The organism is Thioalkalivibrio sp. ALJ24 (assembly GCF_000377785.1).
GTDB lineage: Bacteria > Pseudomonadota > Gammaproteobacteria > Ectothiorhodospirales > Ectothiorhodospiraceae > Thioalkalivibrio.
The window spans coordinates 20,067-42,496 of record NZ_KB898727.1; the positions used below are offsets into that span (position 1 = coordinate 20,067).

General features: G+C 68.8%; 19 protein-coding genes and 5 tRNA genes. 6 read left to right on the top strand and 18 right to left on the bottom strand.

The genetic code is table 11. The features are described from left to right. Positions 1–139 precede the first annotated feature (139 nt). Together D571_RS0106000 and D571_RS0106005 are read right to left on the bottom strand one after the other, a co-directional pair. The gene (locus D571_RS0106000; RefSeq protein WP_018935773.1) at positions 140–370 is read right to left on the bottom strand and encodes a sulfurtransferase TusA family protein; all 231 of its coding nucleotides are present in this window, start codon (positions 368–370) and stop codon (positions 140–142) included. Between the two features lie 128 nt (positions 371–498). After that, positions 499–828 carry a rhodanese-like domain-containing protein gene (locus D571_RS0106005; protein ID WP_018935774.1) on the bottom strand — a complete coding sequence of 110 codons (330 nt, stop codon included), beginning with the start codon at positions 826–828 and terminating at the stop codon, positions 499–501. A gap of 236 nt (positions 829–1,064) precedes the next feature. Here D571_RS0106005 and D571_RS0106010 point away from each other — a divergent pair, with 236 nt between their 5' ends. Continuing rightward, on the top strand, positions 1,065–1,376 hold the full coding sequence (locus D571_RS0106010; RefSeq protein WP_018935775.1) for a hypothetical protein: 312 nt from the start codon (positions 1,065–1,067) through the stop codon (positions 1,374–1,376). 49 nt (positions 1,377–1,425) lie between these two features. Continuing rightward, complete coding sequence (locus D571_RS0106015) at positions 1,426–2,850, top strand: M48 family metalloprotease (RefSeq protein ID WP_018935776.1); 1,425 nt, start codon at positions 1,426–1,428, stop codon at positions 2,848–2,850. 31 nt (positions 2,851–2,881) lie between these two features. Here D571_RS0106015 and D571_RS0106020 read toward each other — a convergent pair. From D571_RS0106020 to D571_RS0106035, 4 genes are all read right to left on the bottom strand, one after another. Further along, positions 2,882–2,957, bottom strand: a tRNA-Lys gene (locus tag D571_RS0106020). A 17-nt stretch (positions 2,958–2,974) separates the two neighbouring features. After that, positions 2,975–3,050 (bottom strand) — tRNA-His (locus D571_RS0106025). 42 nt (positions 3,051–3,092) lie between these two features. Further along, a tRNA-Arg gene (locus D571_RS0106030) sits at positions 3,093–3,169 on the bottom strand. Between the two features lie 46 nt (positions 3,170–3,215). Next, positions 3,216–3,292: transfer RNA gene (locus D571_RS0106035), tRNA-Pro, on the bottom strand. A gap of 160 nt (positions 3,293–3,452) precedes the next feature. On the opposite strand from D571_RS0106035, the gene folD reads away from it, so the two are divergent. Then, positions 3,453–4,316: a bifunctional methylenetetrahydrofolate dehydrogenase/methenyltetrahydrofolate cyclohydrolase FolD gene (folD, locus tag D571_RS0106040; protein ID WP_018935777.1), complete on the top strand. Its 864-nt coding sequence runs from the start codon at positions 3,453–3,455 to the stop codon at positions 4,314–4,316. Positions 4,317–4,341: 25 nt separating this feature from the next. On the opposite strand, the gene gltX is transcribed toward folD, so the two are convergent. Continuing rightward, the gene (gltX, locus tag D571_RS0106045; protein WP_018935778.1) at positions 4,342–5,784 is read right to left on the bottom strand and encodes a glutamate--tRNA ligase; all 1,443 of its coding nucleotides are present in this window, start codon (positions 5,782–5,784) and stop codon (positions 4,342–4,344) included. A gap of 197 nt (positions 5,785–5,981) precedes the next feature. Here gltX and D571_RS0106050 point away from each other — a divergent pair, with 197 nt between their 5' ends. Next, the gene (locus D571_RS0106050) at positions 5,982–6,494 is read left to right on the top strand and encodes a peptidylprolyl isomerase (RefSeq protein ID WP_018935779.1); all 513 of its coding nucleotides are present in this window, start codon (positions 5,982–5,984) and stop codon (positions 6,492–6,494) included. Positions 6,495–6,500: 6 nt separating this feature from the next. Continuing rightward, positions 6,501–7,256 (top strand): UDP-2,3-diacylglucosamine diphosphatase, encoded by a 756-nt coding sequence (locus D571_RS0106055; RefSeq protein ID WP_018935780.1) that lies wholly within the window; start codon positions 6,501–6,503, stop codon positions 7,254–7,256. A 15-nt stretch (positions 7,257–7,271) separates the two neighbouring features. Here the strand turns inward: D571_RS0106055 and D571_RS0106060 are convergent, their stop codons facing one another. The 11 genes from D571_RS0106060 to rnr form a co-directional block, all read right to left on the bottom strand. Then, the gene (locus D571_RS0106060; protein WP_018935781.1) at positions 7,272–8,114 is read right to left on the bottom strand and encodes a ferritin-like domain-containing protein; all 843 of its coding nucleotides are present in this window, start codon (positions 8,112–8,114) and stop codon (positions 7,272–7,274) included. A gap of 18 nt (positions 8,115–8,132) precedes the next feature. After that, a complete protein-coding gene (locus D571_RS0106065; RefSeq protein ID WP_018935782.1) occupies positions 8,133–10,631 on the bottom strand; it encodes a heavy metal translocating P-type ATPase in 2,499 nt (832 codons plus the stop codon). A gap of 198 nt (positions 10,632–10,829) precedes the next feature. Continuing rightward, complete coding sequence (locus D571_RS0106070; RefSeq protein ID WP_018935783.1) at positions 10,830–12,020, bottom strand: O-succinylhomoserine sulfhydrylase; 1,191 nt, start codon at positions 12,018–12,020, stop codon at positions 10,830–10,832. A gap of 55 nt (positions 12,021–12,075) precedes the next feature. After that, complete coding sequence (gene alr / locus D571_RS0106075; protein WP_018935784.1) at positions 12,076–13,182, bottom strand: alanine racemase; 1,107 nt, start codon at positions 13,180–13,182, stop codon at positions 12,076–12,078. A 7-nt stretch (positions 13,183–13,189) separates the two neighbouring features. Continuing rightward, positions 13,190–15,814: a replicative DNA helicase gene (locus D571_RS0106080; RefSeq protein ID WP_018935785.1), complete on the bottom strand. Its 2,625-nt coding sequence runs from the start codon at positions 15,812–15,814 to the stop codon at positions 13,190–13,192. A 79-nt stretch (positions 15,815–15,893) separates the two neighbouring features. Continuing rightward, positions 15,894–16,343 (bottom strand): 50S ribosomal protein L9, encoded by a 450-nt coding sequence (gene rplI, locus D571_RS0106085; RefSeq protein ID WP_018935786.1) that lies wholly within the window; start codon positions 16,341–16,343, stop codon positions 15,894–15,896. A 246-nt stretch (positions 16,344–16,589) separates the two neighbouring features. Continuing rightward, positions 16,590–17,504, bottom strand: coding sequence for a hypothetical protein (locus D571_RS0106090; RefSeq protein WP_026287630.1), 915 nt, complete (start codon positions 17,502–17,504; stop codon positions 16,590–16,592). A gap of 63 nt (positions 17,505–17,567) precedes the next feature. Continuing rightward, on the bottom strand, positions 17,568–17,792 hold the full coding sequence (gene rpsR, locus D571_RS0106095) for a 30S ribosomal protein S18 (RefSeq protein WP_018935788.1): 225 nt from the start codon (positions 17,790–17,792) through the stop codon (positions 17,568–17,570). 38 nt (positions 17,793–17,830) lie between these two features. After that, a complete protein-coding gene (gene rpsF / locus D571_RS0106100; RefSeq protein WP_018935789.1) occupies positions 17,831–18,229 on the bottom strand; it encodes a 30S ribosomal protein S6 in 399 nt (132 codons plus the stop codon). A 169-nt stretch (positions 18,230–18,398) separates the two neighbouring features. After that, on the bottom strand, positions 18,399–19,169 hold the full coding sequence (gene rlmB, locus D571_RS0106105) for a 23S rRNA (guanosine(2251)-2'-O)-methyltransferase RlmB (RefSeq protein WP_018935790.1): 771 nt from the start codon (positions 19,167–19,169) through the stop codon (positions 18,399–18,401). Positions 19,170–19,239: 70 nt separating this feature from the next. Next, the gene (gene rnr / locus D571_RS0106110) at positions 19,240–21,927 is read right to left on the bottom strand and encodes a ribonuclease R (RefSeq protein WP_018935791.1); all 2,688 of its coding nucleotides are present in this window, start codon (positions 21,925–21,927) and stop codon (positions 19,240–19,242) included. Positions 21,928–22,226: 299 nt separating this feature from the next. On the opposite strand from rnr, the gene D571_RS0106115 reads away from it, so the two are divergent. Further along, positions 22,227–22,313, top strand: a tRNA-Leu gene (locus D571_RS0106115). The last annotated feature ends 117 nt before the right edge of the window (positions 22,314–22,430 follow it).

Consider the following 22,430-nt stretch of genomic DNA (forward strand, 5'->3'; position numbering starts at 1 on the left):
GGCCTCTTTTTCATGGACCTTGCAGCCAGCCTAGAACGGGTCCAGGCGTCGTTCCAGTTACCTCACGGTAACCACGTCTACCGGCAAACCGGGGCTCGAAAACAGGGCCGAGCCCCGGCGGGCGATGGATCAGACGGCCTCAGGCCTTCTTGACCAGGAAGTAGAACTTGCCGCCCTCTTCCTTGTGCTCCATCAGCTCGTTGCCGGTCTGCTTGGAGAACGCCTGGAAGTCCTTCACCGCGCCCGGATCGGTGGCGATGATGTGCAGGACCTGGCCGGCATCCATGGAGGCCAGCGCCTTTTTGGCGCGCAGGATGGGCAGCGGGCAGTTCAGGCCGGAGGCGTCGAGCTCTTGATCGAAGTTGGCCATGGCTATCTCTCCTTTGTGAGTCTTTTGGTCTTGAGTGACCGGTAGCGGTTCGCACGGCGAAACGAAACGGTCGTTGATCCGCCGAACTCCCCCTTATAGGGGAAACGGAATCGGAATACAACCAGATGCTAATCCGGGGTGACAATCGGGCGGCCGGACTGCGCCCAGCCCATGATGCCGCCTCGCAGGTTGTACACCGCCTCCACGCCCTGCTGGGTCATGAAGGCGCAGGCCTGCGCGGAACGTGCCCCGCTCTGGCAGTAGAACACTACGGGGACATCCCCGCCGGTGAATTCGTCCTTGCGCGGCGGAACGGCCGCCAGCGGCACCGTCTCGGCGCCGGGAATGATGCCCCGACCCGTTTCGCCTGGCTGGCGCACATCGATCAAGCGGAACGACCGGCCTTCGGCGCGCCATTGCTCCAGTTCATCCGGGGTGATCTCCGAGAATCCGTACACGATCAGCTCCAGTTTCCGGTTCGCGCCCGGGCACCATCGCGCCGGGCGACCCTGCGACCCGTTGCCACGGTCAGGGTGGCCGCGGAGCATATCGAAACGGTGTACAAATGCAAATGGCGCGATGCCCGGCGCCACAACTCGCACGGGACTGCCTCGGCGGGGAACCGGGATCGATACGCGACGGTCAATCGTGATATGGTCACGCCCGCCCAAACAATCCTGCGGAGGGTTTTCCGGTGGAAAAGAGTGATTTCCAGGTAGACGGCCACTACGCCGTGACGATGAAGGACGAGCAGGGCAAGCTGCGCCCGGCCAACATCTACGTCCATCGCATGGAGGACGATCACATGATCGTTCGCTACACCTCAGGTGGCGACGTCGGCCTTCTGTTCAAGCTCAAGTACGACGACGTGGTGAAGATTGTACGCACCCACAAGGTTCTGGACCGCAAGAAGTTCATGGTCCCGGATTCCGTGCTGGATCCGAAACTGTGGAAGGATCGCGACAGCATGCGGGCCTACTCCTCGGCACCCGGCCTGGGCAAGTAACGCACCGGCAGTATGCTGCGGGGGCCGGCATCCGCCCGGCCCCCGATTCATGCACAAGTCTCTCGCGGCCTTCCTGATTCCCCTGCTGCTGGTCCTGTTCCTGGCACCGGCGGGCAGTGCTGCGGACAGCTCTCTCCCGCGCCTCGGCGAGGCCTCCGGCGGGGTCCTGACCCCCGCAGAGGAGAGCGAGCTTGGCCGGTCCCTGCTACGCGAGGTCCGGCGATCGCTGCCGATCGTTGACGACCCCGAGATCCGCTTCTACCTCGAATCGCTCGGCCAGCAGCTGGCTACCCACAGCGACGGCGAGGACATCACCTTCCATTTCATCCCGGTGGACGACCGCCAGGTCAACGCCTTCGCGATGCCCGGCGGCATCATCGGCGTGCATTCGGGCCTGATGCTGGAGACCCGCGACGAGGCGGAGCTCGCCGCGGTCATGGCACACGAGATCGCGCATGTCACCCAGCGCCACCTCGCGCGCATGTTCGCGCGCGGGCGCGAGGTCAATTTCCGCACCGGACTGGCGATCCTCGCCGGGGTCCTGGCCGCGGGGATCGATCCGCAGCTGGGACAGGCGGTCATCACAGGCGGCGTCGCCGGCGGCATTCAGTCGCAGATCAACTTTACCCGCACCCACGAGGCCGAGGCCGATCGCGTGGGCATGCGCATCCTGGCAGCCAGCGACTTCGACCCGAACGCGATGGCGGACTTCTTCGAACGCATGCAGGAGCTGTCGCGCGGCGCCGGCGATGCGGTGCCGGAGTACCTGCGCACGCACCCGGTCACCCTCGACCGCATCACCGATGCGCGCAACCGCGCACGGGACACGTCCGGGGGCGTTCGCCAGCAGGGCCCGGAATTCGCGTGGATGCAGGCGCGCACCCGCGCCCTCGCCGACCCCCGCCGGGCGCTGGATCAGGTTACCGAACATGCCTCCGCCGCGCTGCTTTACGGGGGTGCTGTCGCTCAGCTGGAACGCGGCAACCCGGACCATGCGCGCGGGCTTCTGGAACGCATCGACGCCGCCGAGGCGCCCGCCCTGACCCTGGAACTCGCGTGGGCTGCGGTGGAGCGCGAGGAAGACGACCACGAAGCCGCCCTCGCCCGGCTGGAAGAGCTGGACGCCGTGTACCCCCGCCATCCGGTGGTGCGCGAACGCATGGCTCGGGTCCAGCGCGACCTCGGGAACCATGATCGGGCCCTGCGGATCACCTCGCGCATGATCCGCGAAAGCGAAACCCCGGAACCCTCGCTGCTGCGCCTGCAGGCCGACATCGCCAGCGATGCGGGCCGCGAGGCCCTGCGCCACGAGGCCATGGCGGAGTACTTCTTCCATCGCGGCCAGTACGAGGAGGCGGTGCGCCAGTTCGACGTGGCGCTGGACGCGGGAGACGCCAGCGAACGCGATCGCCAGCGCATCGAGGACAAGCGAGAAACCACGAGCGAGACCGCGCGCGAAGCCCGCGACCGGTGAGGAACCGGCGTGCAATAAAGAACGATAAGGATGGTGGGCCGTGTAGGAATCGAACCTACAACCAATGGATTAAGAGTCCACTGCTCTACCAATTGAGCTAACGGCCCCGCAAGACAGAGGGGGATGGGGTGACCGATGGGACTCGAACCCACGACAACCGGAGTCACAATCCGGGACTCTACCAACTGAGCTACGGTCACCACCGTATTGTTCACTGCGTCGGACTCTGCCGGTCCGGGCTCTGGCGCGCCCGGCAGGACTCGAACCTGCAACCGTCGGCTTAGAAGGCCGATGCTCTATCCGGTTGAGCTACGAGCGCGTATACCGCCGGGCATCCGGGCCGGTACAGCCGGTTGCGGCCGCTATGGTCGGGGTAGAGGGATTTGAACCCCCGACATCCTGCTCCCAAAGCAGGCGCGCTACCAGACTGCGCTATACCCCGTCGAGCCGTTCCCGCAATGGGTCCTGCACAGCGAGTGCGAGATCCTAGCGCCACGTGGCCCGCGGGTCAAGCCGCTCGGCATGGCCGGGCAGAGCGGCTTGAGCCCCCCGGGGCGCCATGGGATCATCCCGTTCAGCCCCCACCAGCCGGACGAGACCGAATGCCAGCCCAGATCATCGACGGACGCGCCATCGCGCAGACCCACCGCGCCCGCATCGCCACCGAGATCGAGTCCATGACCTCGCGCGATCTGCGTCCGCCGGGTCTCGCGGTGGTCCTGGTGGGGGCCGATCCGGCTTCGCAGGTCTACGTGCGCAACAAGCGCAAGGCGTGTGAACAGGTGGGCGTGGTCTCGCACTCCTACGACCTGCCGTCGGGCACGCCACAGACCGATCTGCTGGCGCTGATCGACCAGCTCAACGCCGACCGCACCATCGACGGGATCCTGGTGCAGCTGCCGCTGCCGGAGCACATCGACCCGGAGACCATCATCGAGCGCATCTCCCCGGCCAAGGACGTGGACGGCTTCCACCCCTACAACGTCGGGCGGCTGGTGGCGCGCATCCCGCGCCTGCGTCCCTGCACGCCCTGGGGCGTCATCCAGCTGCTGCGGCATATCGAGGAGCCGTTCAAGGGGCGCACCGCCTGCATCATCGGGGCCTCCAACATCGTCGGCCGACCGATGGCGCTGGAGCTCCTGCTGGCCGGCGCCACGCCGACGATCTGCCACCGCTTCACCCCCGATACCGCGGCCATCGCCCGCCAGTCCGACATCCTGGTGGCCGCGGCAGGCAGGCCCGGGCTGGTCAAGCCCGACTGGATCAAGCCGGGCGCCACGGTCATCGACATCGGCATCAACCGGCGCGACGACGGCACCCTGTGCGGCGACGTGGAGTTCGACGGCGCGGCGGAAAAGGCGGACTGGATCACCCCGGTGCCCGGCGGCGTGGGCCCGATGACAGTCGCCATGCTGCTGGACAACACCCTGCGGGCGCGCGCGTTCGGCACCCACGAGGCGGCCTGAACGGCCACCCCGCCGACCCGGGGGATCAGTCGGCGGCCGCGGCCGCCACGTCGCGCGCGGCCTGCAGCCGGACACGGGTGCGCTCCGGGCCCAGATATTCGCGGATGCGCGGCAGCTCAGGCCCGAAGGTCTGTCCCGACAGCGCCGCGCGCAGCGGCATGAACAGGCCGCGCCCCTTGCGCCCGGTGGCCGCCCCCGCGGCCTTTGCCATTTCGGAGAAATCCCTGCTGGTGTCCAGCGCCTCCAGCGCGGCCTCGAACAAAGCCGGCCCGGCACCCTCGATCTCCCCGCGGGCCGCCTCGCTCAGCGGCGCCGGATCCTCGGCGAACGCGGCCACCCAGCGCCGCGCGTCTTCGACCGATGCGATGTTGTCGCGCGCCAGCGCAATCCACTCCGCGCACCCGGCCTCCGGCAGCGGGTCCAGCACGCCCAGCCCCGCGAGATGCGCCTGCAGATCCGTGTCCGACAGCGCACGCAGGGCCTCGGCCTGCCAGTGCTCCAGCTGGCGCGGATCATGGCGCGCCGCGGAATGGCCGATGCGAGCCGGATCGAAACCCTGCGCCAGCCCGTCCAGCGACAGCAGCCCCTCCTCCTCGTAGCGATGGCCCAGCCGCGCGAGGTGGTTGAGGATCGCCAGCGGCAGCACCCCGGCCTCGCGCAGCTCGCGGATGCTGGCCGAACCGTTGCGCTTGGACAGCGGGGCCCCGTCGTCGCCGTTGACCAGCGGCAGGTGGTGGTACCCGGGCGCCGGCAGTTCCAGCGCCTCCAGCAACAGCAGCTGGCGCGGCGTGTTGGCGATGTGATCCTCGCCGCGCACCACGTCGGTCACCCCCATCAGGGCGTCGTCCACCGCATTGGAAAAGAAGAACGCCGGCGTGCCGTCCGAGCGCCGGATCACGAAGTCGCCGATCTCGTCGGTGCGGAACTTCACCGCGCCGCGCACTCCGTCCTCGAAGCGCACCGTGCGCCCCAGCGGCACGCGGAAACGCAGGGTCGGGCGCTGCCCTTCGGCCTCGCGGCGGCGCGCCTCCTCCGGGTCCAGTCCGGCACAGGTGCCCGGGTAACGCGGCGGCTTGCCCTGGGCACGCATGCGCTTGCGCCCGCGCTCGAGCTCTTCCGGCGTGCAGAAACACGGATACGCCAGACCGGCCGCGATCAGACGATCGTAGTAGGCCTGGTAGAGCCCGGTACGCTGGGACTGGGCATAGGGGCCGGCGTCGCCGGCGGCCGCACCGTACCCCTCGTCCCAGTCCAGCCCCAGCCAGTGCAGATCCTGCTGCAGCGCCTCAACGAACTCCGCGCGCGAGCGCTCGGCGTCGGTGTCCTCGATACGCAGCAGAAAATGCCCGCCGCGCGCCCGCGCCAGCAGGGCGCTGAACAGTGCAGTACGCAGATTGCCAAGGTGCAGCAGCCCGGTGGGACTGGGCGCGAAACGGGTGCGGGTCACGGTTGTCGTCATGGCGCGCATGGTAGCCGAGCGGCCTCGGTGCGACCAGCGCCGCCCCGCCAAAGGGGGAGCGCGAGGCGGGCCGACTGGAACCTGCGGGGGCCCGCGGTTACCATGCCGGCTCCTGATTCCGGAGTGTCGTCATGCCCCGTCCTGTTTCGTCGGCCGGCATCGCCGCGGCTCTCCTGATCCTCGTCCTCAGCTTTCCGGGAGCCCTCATGGCCGAATCCAGCCCCAAGGTCGCGCTTGAAACCACGCACGGCCGCATCGTCCTGCAACTCGACGCCGAAGCGGCGCCGGAGACCGTTGCCAACTTCCTGCAGTACGTCGACGACGGCTTCTACGACGGCACGCTGTTCCACCGCGTGATCCCCGGCTTCATGGTCCAGGGCGGCGGCATGGACAAGGACATGCGCCAGAAGCCCACGCGCGACCCGATCCGCAACGAGGCGGACAACGGCCTGAAGAACAAGGTCGGCGCGGTCTCCATGGCCCGCACCCAGGATCCGCACTCGGCCACCGCGCAGTTCTTCATCAACGTGAACGACAACGACTTCCTCAACCACACCGCACCCAACCCGCAGGGCTGGGGTTACACGGTGTTCGGCGAAGTGGTCGAGGGCATGGACGTCGTGCGCGCCATCGAGGGCGTGCCCACCGGCCGTTCCGGCATGCATCAGGACGTGCCGAAGGAACCCGTGGTCCTGGAAAGCGCCCGCCGCGCCGACTGATCCCCCGTGAGTGAGGCCGCGCCCGCCCTGGTCATCTCCGACCTGCACCTGGAGCGCGAACCCGGGCCGACGCTGGATGCCGTCCTCGGCTTCCTCGACGGCCCGGCGCGGGCCGCCTCGGTGCTCTACGTCCTCGGCGACCTGTTCGAATACTGGGTGGGGGACGACGCTCCGCACCCGGCGGCAGAGCAACTGGCCGCGGCGCTCTCCGCGCTGGAGGCGCCGGTCGTGTTCATCCATGGCAACCGCGACTTCCTCGTGGGCCCGGAGTACGCCGCACGCGCCGGCATGACCCTCGCCCCGGAACCACTGCATGCCGCCCTGCCCTGCGGCCCGGCCCTGCTGATGCATGGCGACTCCCTGTGCACCGACGATACCGAACACCTGGCCTTTCGCCAGATGGTGCGCAGCGAGGCTTGGCAACGGGACTTCCTCGCCCTGCCACTGGAGGAGCGCATCGCGCGCGCCGAATCCATGCGCGAGGCCAGCCGCGAGAACGGACAGACGAAGGCCGATGCCATCATGGACGTGAATCCCGCCGCCGTGGCGGATACCTTCCGCGAGGCCGATATCCCGCTGATGATCCACGGGCACACCCACCGGCCCGCGATCCACGATCTGGAGGTTGGCGGACAGCCCCGTCAGCGCTGCGTGTTGCCGGCCTGGGACGAGCACCCCGGCTTCCTCGAAGTCGGCCCGCAGGGCCCGGTACTGCGCCAGCTGGACGAAACCCCTTACCCCGCACGCCTGCTCCACGCCTGAAGCCGCCTGCGGGATTCAGTCCCGTACCTGCGCCTCCAGCGCCCCCATCTCCGACTCGGTGAACCCTGCCGCCAGGCGGGCCTCATGCGCGAACGGCGGCCGGACCCGCCCCGGCATATGTTCGGCCAGCAGCTCCAGGAACAGCGGCTCGGGATCGAGCCCGCGTGCATGGGCCAGCTCGCGGAACCAGCGCGTGCCGATCGCCACGTGGGCGACCTCCTCGCGCTGGATGATCTCCAGCAGCGCCACGGTCGCGTGATCGCCCGCCGCCGTCAGGCGCTCGATCATGCCGGGGGTGACGTCCAGCCCGCGCGCCTCCAGCACGCGCGGCACCAGCGCCATGCGCACCATCACGTCGTGATCGGTCAAAAGCGCCGCCTCCCACAGCCCGTTGTGAGCAGGCAGGTCGCCGTAATCCGCCCCCAGCTCGTGGAGCCGCGCACGCAACAGCCGGAAATGGCGCGCCTCCTCGGCCGCCACCTGCAGCCAGTCGCTGACGAACGGCGCCGGCATGTCGCGAAAGCGATACACGGCATCCAGGGCCAGATTGATCGCGTTGAACTCGATATGCGCGACCGCGTGCACCAGCGCCACCCGCCCGGCCGTGGTGTGCAGCCCGCGCCGCGGCAGATCCTTCGGGTGCACCAGCACGGGGTGTTCGGGCCGCCCCGGCACCTCCATGCGTTCCGGTGCCGGGGCACTCCCGGCCTCCAGCTCGCCCGCCCACCAACCGCGCATGAGCTCCAGCGCCCGCTCGCACTTGGTCTCCGGGTCCCGCTCGCGTAACGCGGCCTCGGCCGCGCGAAAGACACCGCCCGGTTCGGGCGCGGATTCAGGGCTCGGATTCGTCTCGGACATGCCGCACAGGATACCCCGTCAGCGCTCGTCGGTCGGCATGCTGCGGCGCAGCAGGATGGAGTTGCCGATGACCGACAGCGAGCTGGCGGTCATGGCGATCACGCCGATCATCGGGTGCAGCAGGCCGACCGCGGCGATGGGGATCGCGGCGGAGTTGTAGCCCCAGGCCCAGAACAGGTTCTGCACGATCTTGCGGAAGGTCAGGCGCGAGAGCCGTACGGCCTCCACGACCCTGGTCAGCTCGCCGCGCACCAGGGTGACGTCGGCGGCCTCGATGGCCACGTCCGCGCCGGCCCCGATCGCGATGCCGACGTTCGCCTGCTGCAGCGCCGGGGCGTCGTTGATGCCGTCGCCCACCATCGCGACGTGGTCGCCGTACTCGGCCTGCAGTTCGCGGATCGCCTCGACCTTGCCCTCCGGCAGCACGCCGGCGCGGACCTCGTCGATCCCGACCTGTGCGGCCACCGCGTTGGCGGTGCGCTGGTTGTCGCCGGTGACCATCACGCAGCGGATGCCGAGGGCATGCAGCTGTTCGACGGCGGCCCGCGACTCCTCCTTGAGGGTGTCGGCGACCGCGACGATGCCGGCCGGTCGATCGCCGATGGCCACCAGCGTCGCGGTCTTGCCGGCATCCTCGAGCTGCCGCAGCGATTCCAGCAGGCCGGACGGATCCAGGCCCTGCTCCTCCAGCAGCCGCTGGCTGCCGACCAGGATCCGTTCCCCGTCGAGACGGGCCTCCACCCCGCGCGCGGTGTGCGACTGGAACCGGTCGACCGCGGCAATCTCCAGTTCACGGTCGCGGGCGCCCTGCACGATGGCTTCGGCCAGCGGGTGCGCGGAGCCGGCCTCCACGGCCGCGGCCGCACCCAGCACGCGAGCGTCATCGAAGCCCTCGGCCGCGATCACGTCGGTCAGCGCCGGCTGCCCGCGGGTGAGGGTCCCGGTCTTGTCGAGCACGATTACGCGGATGTCCTTCAGCGTCTGGATCGCGGAGCCCGAGCGGATCAGCACCCCCCGCTCGGCCCCCATGCCGGAGCCGACCATCAGGGCGGTGGGCGTGGCCAGCCCCAGCGCGCAGGGGCAGGCGATCACCAGCACGGCAATGGCCGCGAGAATAGCCAGCACGATCGGCGGCCGTTCCGAGTCCACCCAAGGCAGGAAGCCCTCGCCCCAGATCAGGATCGGCTGCAGCGCCCCGGAGAACGCCAGCCAGGCCGCGAACGCCGCCAGCGCGATCACCAGCACCGCCGGCACGAAACGCGCGGTGATGCGGTCCGCCAGCTCCTGCACCGGCACCCGCGAGCCCTGCGCCTCGTTCACCAGACGGATCACCTGCGACAGGAAGGTGTCGGCCCCCACGCGGGTCGCGCGCACCTTCAGCCGCCCCTGCTGGTTCAGGGTCGCGCCGAGCACGCTATCGCCCTCGCCCTTGTCCACCGGCACCGACTCGCCGGTGGCAATGGATTCGTCCACCGTGCTCTCGCCGGCGACCACCTCGCCATCGGTGGGGATCTTCTCGCCCGGGCGCACGATCATCACCTCGCCCACCTGCAGCGATTTCACCGGCACCTCGATCTCCTCGCCATCGCGCTCGACCCGGGCCGTCTTCGCGCCCAGATCCAGCAGCTTGCGGATCGCCGACGAGGCCTCGCCCTTGGCGCGGTACTCCAGGTATCGCCCGAGCATGTGGAAGGCCATGATGGTCGCGGCCATCTCGATGAACGAGGTCATCGGGTAGACGAAGCCGATCAGCCCCAGCAGGTAGGGCGGCAGCGAGCCCATGGAGATCAGCACGTCCATGTTCAGGCTTCCGCTTTTCAGTGCCCGCCAGGACGAACGGTGGGTGGCCGCGCCCCCGGCCAGGAACACCACCGGGAAGGCCAGCACGGCGATGATCAGCAGGTAACCGGGGATCTCCTGCCAGAACATGTGCGGCATCATCAGCGCCATGATCGCGATGGTCGGGATCATCGCGATCCACAGCCGGCGCCAGGCCTGCTTCAGATAGGCCGCGTCAATCTCGGCGTCGTCCGCCTCGCTGCCGGCCTCCTCGGTCTCCACCGCCGCCACGTCATAGCCGGCCCCCTCGACCGCGGCGCGCAGCGCCTCGGCGTCGGGGCCTCCGGGACCGGGTTCCACGGTCACACGGTGATCGCCGATGTTGGTGCGCACCGCCTGGATCCCGTCCAGCTTCTCGATCGCACCGCGCACGATCCCCGCGCAGTGATCCGACCCCATGCCGGGCACCACCAGACGCACCGTTCCGTCGGCGCCCGTTTCGCCCTCGACCTGGGCGACGTCGTAGCCGGCCCCCTCCACGGCGGCCCGCAACCCCTGCGGGGCCACCTGCTCGGGGTCGTATCCCACGGTCACCCGGTGGCGGGCAATATTGGTCTCCACCGAGGCCACGCCCGGGGTCTTCTCCAGTGCCGCGCGGACGATCCCCGCGCAGTGGTCCGACCCCATGCCGGGGACGATCACCACTGCCTCACGCCACTGCGGGGACTCCTGCACCATCGGGTCGCTCCTGAGTGGTCACTGCACCGCGTTCATCGAACCGGATGCCCCGGCCGCACTCCTCCCGGTGTTGTAGTCCCCCGGCGGGCGAGTTGCCAACCGGCTGACCACCCGCCATACCGGCTACCCCACGGCGACAACGAGCAGCCAGAGCCAGAATCGAGCTCGCCGCCATACCCCGGGGCGAGATGAATGGGGTCAGAGAGCGTCGAGCCCACGGGCCAGGTCGCGCTGGATGTCGGCGACCGACTCCAGCCCGACCGCGACCCGTACCAGGGCCTCGGTGATGCCCTGGGCCTCGCGCTTGTCCGGATCCACGCGGCCGTGGGTGGTGGTGGCCGGGTGGGTGATGGTGGTCCTGGTATCGCCCAGGTTCGCGGTGATCGACAGGAACCTCGTTGCGTCGATCACCGACCAGGCCGCTTCGCGCCCGCCGGCAACCTCGAAGCTCAGCACGCCGCCGAAGCCGCTTTGCTGGCGCTTCGCGATCGCATGCTGCGGGTGGGATTCGAGCCCCGGGTAATGCACCGCGGTGACCTTCGGGTGGGCCTGAAGCCACTGCGCCAGGGCCTGCGCGTTGTCGCTGTGGGCACGCATGCGCAGGGCCAGGGTCTCCAGCCCCTTCAGAAACACCCAGGCGTTGAACGGCGACAGGGTCGGGCCGGCGGTGCGCAGGAAGCCGTAGACATCCTTGCCCACACGCTCGGCATCACCGACGACCGCGCCGCCCAGGCAGCGGCCCTGGCCGTCGAGGAACTTGGTCGCCGAGTGGATGATGATGTCGGCACCCAGATCCAGCGGACGCTGCAGGATCGGCGTGCAGAAGCAGTTGTCCACCGCCAGCAGCGCGTCATGGCGATGCGCGGCCTCGGCGAGCGCGGCGATGTCCACCACCTCGCCCAGCGGGTTGGACGGCGTCTCGCAGAAGTACAGCCGGGTGTTCGGCTGGGTCGCGGCCTCCCAGGCCTCGAGGTTCGACAGCTCGACGTAGGTCACCTCGACGCCGAAACGTGCGAGGTAGTTGTTGAACAGCACCGTGGTGGTACCGAACACCGAGCGCGAGCAGACCACGTGATCGCCGGCCTTCAGCAGCCCCATCATGGTCGCGAGGATCGCCGACATCCCGGAGGCGGTGGCCACGCAGGCCTCGCCTCCCTCCAGCGCCGCGAGCCGCTCCTGGAAGGTACGCACCGTGGGGTTGGTGAAGCGCGAGTAGATGTTGCCGGGCGACTCCCCGCCAAACCGCGCGGCGGCCTCCGCGGCACTGCCGAACACGAAGCTGGAGGTCGGGAAGATCGCCTCGGAGTGTTCCTGTTCCGGGGTCCGGTGGTAACCGTGGCGAATGGCGACGGTGGCGGGATCGTAGTCGGCGGGGTCGAACTCGTGCATTGGGGCTTCCTGGCTCGCGTGAACGGGCCAGTTTACGGATGCCCGCCGGCACTCGCTACGCCGGGCGCAGGCGCCCCGCCACCCGGGTGAGCAGCTCGTAGCCGATGGTGCCGGCGGCACGCGCCACACGTTCCACCGGCAGCCCCTCGCCCCACAGGGTCGCGAGGTCCCCCACCCCGGCCTCGGGCACCCCGGAGAGATCCACCGCGAGCATGTCCATCGACACCCGCCCGACCAGCGGGCAGAGCTGACCGCGTACCCGCACCGGCGTGCCGGTGGGGGCGTGGCGCGGGTAACCGTCCGCATAGCCCATGGCCACGATGCCGATGCGCTCCCCGCCATGCGCGGTCCAGGTAGCGCCGTAGCCGACCCCGTCGCCGGGCGCGGGATGCTGGATCCCGATGACCGGGGCCTGCACGGTCATCACCGGGCGCAGGTCGGCATCCGGCCCCTCCGGCGGCGTGTCGGCCGGTACCGAGGCCGGGTGACAGCCGTAGAGCATGATGCCAGGCCGGGCGCGGAAGGCCTCGTCCGCGCCGTGCCCGTCCCCGCGCCCCCAGCCGGCAAAAAGCGCCGCCGAGTTGGCCACCGAACGCGCCCCGTCGCGCCCCGCGACGATCGAGCGGAAGGCCGCGAGCTGCGCCGCATTGTGGTCGTCCGCCGGATCGTCGGCGCAGGCCATGTGGGTCATCCAGTGCAGGCCCTGCCCGCCATGGCCGGCCGAGCGCAGCGCATGTTCCACCCGATCGGCTTCGCCCGGAACAAACCCCAGACGATTCATCCCGGTATTGAATTTGACCCAGACCTCGGGGAGCACTACCCCCGCCTGCGCCAGTGCGTCCAGCTGGAAGCGGGCATGCAGCGCCGGCTGCAGCGCCAGCTCGGCACAGCGACGCACCCCCGCCGCATCCCGCGGCCCCTGCAGCACCAGCAGCGGCCCGTCGTATCCGGCCCCGCGCAGGGCCTCGGCCTCTTCCACCGCGGACACCGCCAGCCCATCGGCGTCTTCCGCCAGGGTCCGCGCGGTCCATTCGAGCCCGTGGCCGTAGCCCTCGGCCTTGATCACCGGCCACATCCCAACCCCGGGGGCCAGACCGCGCGCCAGGGCAAGATTGTGGCGCAAGGCGTCGGGATCGAGCCGGATGCTGGCCGCTCGCTGCATGCCGCACTCAGGCCTCGGGGCCGACGTCCCCGTACACGTCCGGGGCGTAGTTCTCGAAGCGGGTGAACTGCCCGCGGAACGTCAGCCGCACGGTGCCGATCGGCCCGTTACGCTGCTTGCCGATGATAATCTCGGCGGTGCCCTTGTCCGGCGACTCCTCGTTATAGACCTCGTCGCGATAGACGAACGCGATGATGTCTGCGTCCTGTTCAATCGCTCCCGAGTTGTGGCTTACGATGCCGTCCGCCAGCCAGCAGGCATTTCCGGGGACGGTCAGGTCGAAGACCTCTTCCTCGCCCTCCTCCTCGATGGACACCACGCGATCCCAGAACAGATCGTCGGAGGCCAGTTCGTTCAGCCAGGGATCGTCGAGGATCTCGGCATAACTCGACAGGGTCTGGCGCGACGGAGCGAAGCCGAAATGGGCGTTGCCACCGTACGCGGTGTCCCGGGACGCCGCCATGTGGCGATGGCTGACCCCCTGTTGCCGCATCCGTTCGCGAACATGGTCGAAGACTTCCTGCGGCAGCGTGTCCGTGTTGGTCCCGCCATCGGCACGCTTCAGGGAGTTGAGCATCCGGCGGGCGATCCCCTCCTGCTCGCCCACGGCACCGATCTCGCGCAGAAAGATCCGCTGCTGCTCGCCTCCGGAGACGTCTGCCGTGAACCATCCCTGGCTGTTGGCGGGTACCACGTGGCGTATGCGGGCCACGATACCGAATCGCAGCAGGAGCGCCGCGACATCCTGCGCCAGGCGTTCGCTGGCGGTCGAGAAATAGATGCGATGGCGTCCGCTGCTGGCAGTGGTGATACTCCCGTCGGTCGCCCACAGATGTCGCAGGAACAACGCCAGCCGTTGTCGGGGTTGCCGGTAGACCCCTTCGGGGATGTGTTTCTCGCGTGAACGCTGACCGAAGATGCCGAGTCCTTTCAGCCATCCGCCCACCCCGGCCGGGTGCCAGCGATTGCCGTTGCCCCGGATCACGAGCTGGTGCCACTTTCCACGCCCCGGGTATCGCGTGACCTCCGAGCCCATTGCGCTCGCTGCGGCAGCCACGGTTTCACTGTTGTGTTCGCTCGCCGTGGTGTACCGCAGCGGCTGCCCCTTGACGTAGCTGCCATCGCCCAGGAGGTGGGCCAGAAGAACCAGCTCGTGCTCCGGCCAGGGCCGGACATCGACCGGTTCAGGGATCCGGCGCGCGACCGCCAGACGGTCGCCCGGCGCCAGCTCCCGGACCTGCTTCCAGCCATACAGCGCCCGCAGCCGATGGTCCGGGGTGCAGCGGATACTGCGACCACTGGCCAGGCGCACCCGCACGACGGGCCGCGTCCCAACCGACCAGACCAGATCCGTATCAGCCTGTTCCATCCGGCCACCGGCCCCCATCGACACCACGCCCGGCGTCGCACCCGTCAGCTCCCGAACCCGAACATGGCGGCCATCCGCCAGTACGACCCGGGTATCTCCTGTCACGCATTCGCGCAGGTCGGACATCACCGGGCGCTTGTTCGGGCGCTGTTCCAGCGAGCGGTTGAGCTGCGACAGCGCGATCACCGGCACCTCCAGCTCCTTGGCCAGGGCCTTGAGCGAGCGCGAGATCTCGGAGATCTCGTGGGCCCGGTTCTCGCCGGAACCCGGGTACTGCATCAACTGGAGGTAGTCGACCACGATCAGCTTGAGGCTCTTGTGCTCGCGCATCAGACGCCGCGCGCGGGCTCGCAGCTCGGTGGGGGTGAGCGCCGGGGTGTCGTCCACGAACAGCGGGGCGCCGGAGAGCATCTGCACGGCACTGGTCAGACGCGGCCAGTCGCCGTCGTCCAGGCGTCCGGAACGGAGTTTCTGCTGGTTGATCCGGCCCATCGAGGACAGCAGGCGCATCGCGATCTGTTCGCCCGGCATCTCCATGGAGAAGATCGCCACCGGCTCCTCGTTCTTCATCGCCACGTATTCGGCGATGTTCATCGCGAAGCTGGTCTTCCCCATCGACGGGCGTCCGGCCACGATGATCAGGTCGGAGGGGTTCAGCCCGGAGGTCAGCTCGTCCAGGTCCTGATAACCGGTGGCAATCCCGGTGATCGGACTGGTGCTTTCATAGAGATACTCGATCTGCTCGACGGCGGCCGCCAGCAGCGGTTTCATGCCGCGAAAGCCCTGGGCCCCGCGGGCACCCAGTTCGGCAATGCGGAAGACCTTCTGCTCCGCCTCGTCCAGCAGTTGCTTGGAGTCGCGCCCCTCCGGCGTGAAGGCCGAATCGGCGATCTCGGTCCCCACCGAGATCAGGGATCGCAGGATGGAGCGTTCACGGACGATGTCGGCATAGGCCACGATGTTGGCCGCCGAGGGGGTTTCGCTGGCGAGCTGGCCCAGATACGCCATGCCGCCGGCCTCTTCCAGCTCGGCGGTGCGTTCCAGCTGCTCCGACACCGTGACCACGTCAAACGGCGCATTGCGCTCCGCCAGCTGCCCGACCGCACGGAACAGCACACGGTGGTCGTGGCGGTAAAAATCGTCCGCGGTGATGCGGTCGGCAACCCGGTCCCATGCCCCGTTGTCGAGCATCAGACCGCCAAGGACGGCCTGTTCGGCCTCCTCGGAGTGCGGCGGGACGCGCGGCATGTCCATCATCGCCATGCCCTCGTCCCGCCGCGCTCACGCGGGCCCGCGGCGGCAGCGGCCCGCCCGGCGGTCCGCCCGTCCGCCATCGGGTTCCTCACTCCTCGGGAGTGACGATGACGCGGATCTCGGCGTCCACGCCGGAGTACAGGTGCACGCCGACCTCGAACTCGCCGGTCGCGCGCAGCGGGCCTTCCGGCATGCGCACTTCCTTCTTCTCGACCTCCACGCCCTTCGCGGTCAGCGCATCGGCGATATCCCCCGGGCTGACGGAACCGAACAGCTTGCCTTCGGCCCCCACCTTGGCGCGGATCTCCAGATCCATGCCGTCGAGCTTCTCGCGACGGGCCTCGGCAGCCGCCAGGGCCTCGGCCGCGGCCTTTTCCAGCTCGGCGCGACGTGCCTCGAATTCAGCGATGTTCTCGGCCGTGGCGAAGGCCGCCTTGCCCTGCGGAAGCAGGTAGTTACGTGCGAAACCCGGGCGCACGCGGACGCGATCGCCCAGCCCGCCGAGGTTGTCGATCTTTTCCAGCAGAATGACTTCCATCTTGGTCTTCCCGTCAACGATTGAACCAGCGACCCGAGGTCGGGCCGTATTCTACACCGTGCGCCGCGACGGCGAACCGCCCGGCGCACGCTCAGGAAACGCCGATTGATCGGCGTTTCCCTGCGGTACATGGATGTGCCGCCGGGATCGACCACCTCAGGTGGTTGATCCCGATGCAAGCTGCAAACCGCGTTTGCAGCGCAGCGTGCGCTGAGAAAGCCAGGACGGCTTTATTCAGCGCTTCCCTCAGGATTCCGGGGGTTCGCCCCCGAGACGCCGGCGGATATCCAGCCAGGCGTCGATGACCCCGATCGTGGCCAGCAGCAGAAACATCTGCGGCAGCGCCAGGACCATCAATACATACATCCCCGCCAGCCAGAACACGCTCATGCCCCGGGCATGCGTCAGCGCATGCATCAGGGCGATCCCCTGGAGGAAGAACAGCACCCCGAGGATGAACGCCAGCTCCATCGCCAGCGGCGACGGCAACAGCTGTCCCAGTAGGAACAGACCCGCGGTAGCGGCGCTGACTCCCGGACCGAGCTGCAAGGCCCGGAATTCCGGCCCGAACGCCCCCGGGTTGTACAGCGCCGCCTGCCAGTAACGCCCGATCACCATCGCCAGCGCCACGCTCAGCAGCACGATGCCCGCCAGCATGCCGGCCAGATAGGGCGCGAGGTTGGCCAGCATGGCCTCGAGCTCCTCGCGCGCCGGTTCCTCGCCGGCCTCGACCAGCGGCTGCAGCAGTTCCATCCCGGCCCGCACCCAGAAGGCCTCGGCATCCGGGACCAGCGCATGCATCAGCACCACGCCGGCACCGGCCACCAGCGCCCCGGCCTTCAGGGTCACCCGCCACGACACCGTGCGCCGCAGCAGTTCGGCCAGCAGTGCCACCGGCAGCCACTGCACGGCCCCTGCGAGCAGGACCACCGGCCCCGGATTCCCGGGTGCCATGCCCCACAGCGCGGCCCCCAGCAGGACGGAGGCGAGCGCGAGGACGGTCAGGGCCTGCCCCAGCCCCAGACGCAGCCCGATCAGGGCCACCAGGGCACTGCTGACGATGGAAACCGGCGGCAGGAACAGTCCGCCAATACCAAAGCCGGCGACCGCGCCCACGGCGCGGCCCCGGCTCTTCATCGCGAATTCGGCCAGGATCTGCATGGCCGTCAGCTCCGATACGGCGCCCCGGACCACGGCCGGCCCGGAGCACCCGTCAGATCCTGATCAGTGATTGTCGCAGTACGGCAGCAGCGCGAGGAAACGGGCGCGCTTGACCGCGGTGGACAGCTGACGCTGGTACTTGGCGCTGGTACCGGTGACGCGGCTGGGCACGATCTTGCCGGTCTCGGTGATGTAGTTTTTCAGCAGGTTCAGGTCCTTGTAATCGATGTACTCGATGCCTTCGGCAGTGAACCGGCAGAACTTGCGACGACGCGGGAAACGGGCCATGTCCGATCTCCTTCAGTAAACGGGTGTGGGGTTCGGGATCACTCTTCGGCGGGGACTTCGGCCGACTCGTCCGCAGAGGCGTCCTCGCGGCGGCGGCTGCCCTTGCCTTCTTCTTCCTCGCGGCCCTTGGCCAGCGGGGAGGCTTCGGTGATCGCACGATCCATGCGGATGGACAGGTGACGCAGCACCGCGTCGTTGAAGCGGAAGGCGCTGTCGAGCTCTTCCATCGCGGCCTCGTCGGCCTCGATGTTCATCAGCACGTAGTGGGCCTTGACCAGCTTCTGGATCGGATAGGCGAGCTGCCGGCGACCCCAGTCCTCGAGGCGGTGGACCGTGCCGCTGTGGCCTTCCACCAGACCCTTGTAGCGCTCGATCATCGCGGGGACCTGCTCGCTCTGGTCGGGATGGACCAGGAACACGACTTCATAATGACGCATTGTTTCGACTCCTTGCGGGTAACAGCCTCCCGCCGATGCGGTGAGGCAAGGATCTCCGTCCAGCCACAAGCCGGCCGGACGAAAAGGCGCTATACGATAAACGAACGGACCGCTCGCCACAAGCAGGCGATCACGCCCCGGGGCGGGGTCGCGGCGCATGCCGGCGGCGTCAGGTTCCCACTGACCCGCGCTGACGCCGGACCTCGAACAGGGCAACGCCGGTGGCGACCGAGACATTCAGGCTCTCGACCGTGCCGGCCATCGGGATGTAGACGTGATGATCGCAGACCTCGCGTGTGAGACGGCGCATGCCTTCTCCTTCGGCGCCCATCACGACAGCGGTGGGCGGGCGCAGATCGACCTCGTACAACGGGGTGGTCGCCGCATCGTCTAGGCCCGTGATCCACATCCCGGCCTCCTTGAGCGCGCTCAGGGTGCGCGCGAGGTTGCCCACGCTGACCACCGGAACGGTCTCCGCAGCGCCGGAGGCCACCTTGATGGCCGCCGGGGTCAGCGGGGCGCTGTGGTGCCGCGGCACCACCAGGGCCCCGGCCCCGGCCGCATCGGCCGTGCGCAGGCACGCCCCGAGGTTGTGCGGATCGGTAACCCCGTCCAGCACCAGCACGAGGTCGAGACCGGCCTCCACGCGGGCACGCAGTTCGCGTTCGTCCACCACCGCGCGCGGCGCGCAGTGCGCGATCACGCCCTGGTGCTGGAACCCGGGGTGCTGCTGGTCGAGCCGTTCGCGCGCGACCCGCTCCACCGACAGCCCCAGCGCGGCGGCCCGTTCGAGCAGGCGCTGCAACGCCGTCTCCACCTCACCCTGCGCGATCTGCAGGCTGCGCACGCGCTCCGGCGCGCGCTCCAGCAGCGCCGCGATCGCGTGGATGCCGCCGAAGGATTCACCGCGCCCACGGCCCCGGGAACCCGCACGACTCACGCCTCGCCTCCGCGAACGTGCCGGACCGCGCCCGGCCCTGCATCAGACCGCCGGTTCACGCGACCGCCCTTCAGGACGATGACGCCGGGCGGCGACGCCGGCCCCGACGCCGACCCGATTTCGGCGCCGAATCGTCCTCGCCGGCGGCCTCTTCGGGCTGGATGGTATTGCCATCCTTGTCCGGTACGGCCTCGGGCTCCGGCAGGCGTTCGTTGCCGGGTTCCGGGGCATCGTCTTCCGCGGCGCCGCTGGTCGGCATATCGGCAGATACCCCCGTACCCCGACGGCGCCCGCGCCGACGACCCTTCTTCTTCGGCGCCTCGTCCCCGGCCTCCGGAGCCGCGGGCGGAGCGTCTTCGCTCACGCCCGCCGCAGCGGTATCGGCCTCGGGGTCGGCGCGCCGACGGCGCTTGCGCCGGGCGTTGTCGCGCGCACTGCCACGCTTGCGACCGCCGCCGTCCTTCGCGGCCGCACCGCCGCCCGCATCCTTGCCCCCCGCTCCCTTGCCCCCCGCTCCCTTGCCGCCCCGGCCCTTGCGGCCGGCCGGACGCTCGAAGGGGGCCGGCGAGCCGGCAGAACCGGACTCGCCCGCCAGCGCCAGATCGATCTTGCGGTCATCCAGGCTGACGCGCACCAGCTGCACCTGCAGCTCGTCTCCGATACGGAACACGCGACCGGCGCGCTCGCCGGTGAGCGTGTGGCGTTTGGGGTCGAAGTGGTAGAAGTCGTTGTCCAGGCTGGAGACATGCACCAGGCCCTCGATGTAGACCCCCTGGATCTCGACGAACAGGCCGAAGCCGGTCACGCCCGAGACGATGCCGGTAAACACATCCCCGACCTTGTCCTGCATGTACTCGGCCTTCAGCCAGGCCTCGACGTCCCGTGTGGCGTCCTCGGCGCGGCGTTCGGCCATCGAGCAGTGCTCGCCGAGGCCTTCCATGCGCTGATGGGTATAGGGGAAGCCCTTGTTGCTGCCGTTGCGCAGCACGTGGCGAATGCCCCGATGGACCAGCAGGTCCGGATAACGCCGGATCGGCGAGGTGAAATGCGCGTAGTCATCCAGCGCCAGGCCGAAATGTCCGCCCAGATCGGGCGAGTACACCGCCTGCGACAGCGAGCGCAGCAGGACCGTCTGGATCAGTTTCTGGTCGGTACGCTGCTTCGCGGCCTTGAGGACCTCGGTGTAGTCGCGCGGGGTCGGCTCGTCGCCTCCGCCCAGGGACAGACCCGCGCCATTGAGGAATTCGCGCAGCTCCTCGACCTTCTCCGCGGGCGGCTGATCGTGGTTGCGGTAAAGCGTCGGGACCTTGTGCTTCTTGAGGAAGCGCGCCGCGGCCACGTTGGCCATGATCATGCACTCCTCGACCAGGCGGTGGGCATCGGTGCGCTCCACCGGCACGATGCGCTCGATCTTGCGGTCCTCGCCGAACACGATCTGGGTCTCGGTGGAGTCGAAGTCGATCGCACCGCGGCGGTTGCGCGCCGCGTGCAGCGCCCTGAACACCCGGTGCAGCTCCTCCACGTGCGGCAGCACCTGCGCGTTCTGCTCGCGCAGCGCGGCGTCGCCGTTCAGCATCGCGGCCACGTCGTCGTAGATCAGCCGGGCATGCGAGCGGATCAAGCCCTCGTGGAAGCGGTAGTTCTTCAGCGCGCCGCGCGCACCGATCTCCATCTCGCAGACCATGCTCAGGCGGTCGACGTCCGGATTCAGCGAGCACAGCCCGTTGGACAGCGCCTCGGGCAGCATCGGGATCACCTGCTCGGGGAAATACGCCGAGGTCGCGCGATTGACCGCCTCGCGGTCCAGCGCGGAATCCGGCTCGACGTAGTGCGACACGTCGGCGATCGCGACCCACAGCCGCCAGCCCTTGCCCTCGGGCTCGCAGTACAGCGCGTCGTCGAAATCACGTGCATCACTGCCGTCGATGGTCACAAACGGCTTGTCGCGCAGATCGAGCCGACCCTTCTTCGCCTTTTCCGGCACCGAATCGCCCAGCTTGTCCGCCGCTTCGGTGACCTCCTCCGGCCATTCGAACGGCAGCCCCTGGGCACGGATCGCGATATCGATCTCCATCCCCGGCGCCATGTGCTCGCCCAGGACCTCCACCACATCACCGCGCAGACGCGACTTGCGCGACGCCATCTCGCGGATGTGCACGACCACGATCTGATCGTCCTGAGCCTCACCCAGGCCGTCCGGCGGCACCAGGATCTCGTGGGTGATGCGCTTGTTGTCCGGGGTCAGCAGGCCCACACCGTCCTCGATGCGCAGGCGCCCGACCACCTGGGTGGTGTTGCGCTCCAGCACCTCGACGATGCCGCCCTCGCGACGCCCGCGCCGGTCCACGCCCATCACGCGCGCCACCGCGCGGTCGCCGTGGAACACCCCGCGCATCTGCTTCGGCGAAAGGAACAGGTCGTCGTCCTGCTCGTCCGGCACCAGGAAACCGAAACCGTCGGGATGACCGATCACGCGACCGCGGATCAGATCCTCCTGGTTGACGGGGAGGTAGGCCCCGCGCCGGTTGCACAGCGCCTGACCGTCGCGCTCCATCGCCTTCAGGCGGCGGCGCAGGGCCTCCAGGCGTTCTTCGTCCGCGATGCCGAGGCGTTCGGCGATCTCCTCGAAGGACAGCGGATTCCCCTCCAGCTGCAGCAGGTCGAGGATGTACTCGCGGCTGGGGATGGGGTTGTCGTACTTCTGGGCCTCGCGTTCGAGGTTGGGGTCGACGGCGGGCTTGCTGCGTTTTCCTGGCATTCAGTGAACTCTTTCTTCTGGTGTTGTGCGCCGCACCTGAAGGCCGGCGGCGATGATGCCCGCGGAGTGTACGTCGCGGACAGTCTGCCGCCCATTATGGCTCCGATGCGTTCCCGGCGCATGTCTCCCCGACGATTGGTTCCTTGATTGACCCCGAAGATGGCCCCGGAGAAATGAGGCGGAGAAAGGGGCCACGCAAGTTGCCCGGGGATCAGGCTGCGGGGTTTGACACGTCCACGGAGGCGGCCTATATTACGCGCTCCTGAAGCGCAGACCCCCCTACAGGGTCGACCTCAAGTGCCGAGGTGGCGGAATTGGTAGACGCGCTAGCTTCAGGTGCTAGTGGGGGTAACCCCGTGGAGGTTCAAGTCCTCTCCTCGGCACCATTTTTCTTCGCTTCGCCTCCGAATGCTCTCTTTTAATGATGCCTCGTGGCGCCCTGCCATGCGGTAAAGCTTTGGCGTGTGTGGAACACGGCTCACCCTTGTGGCTCGTGGTGGCGC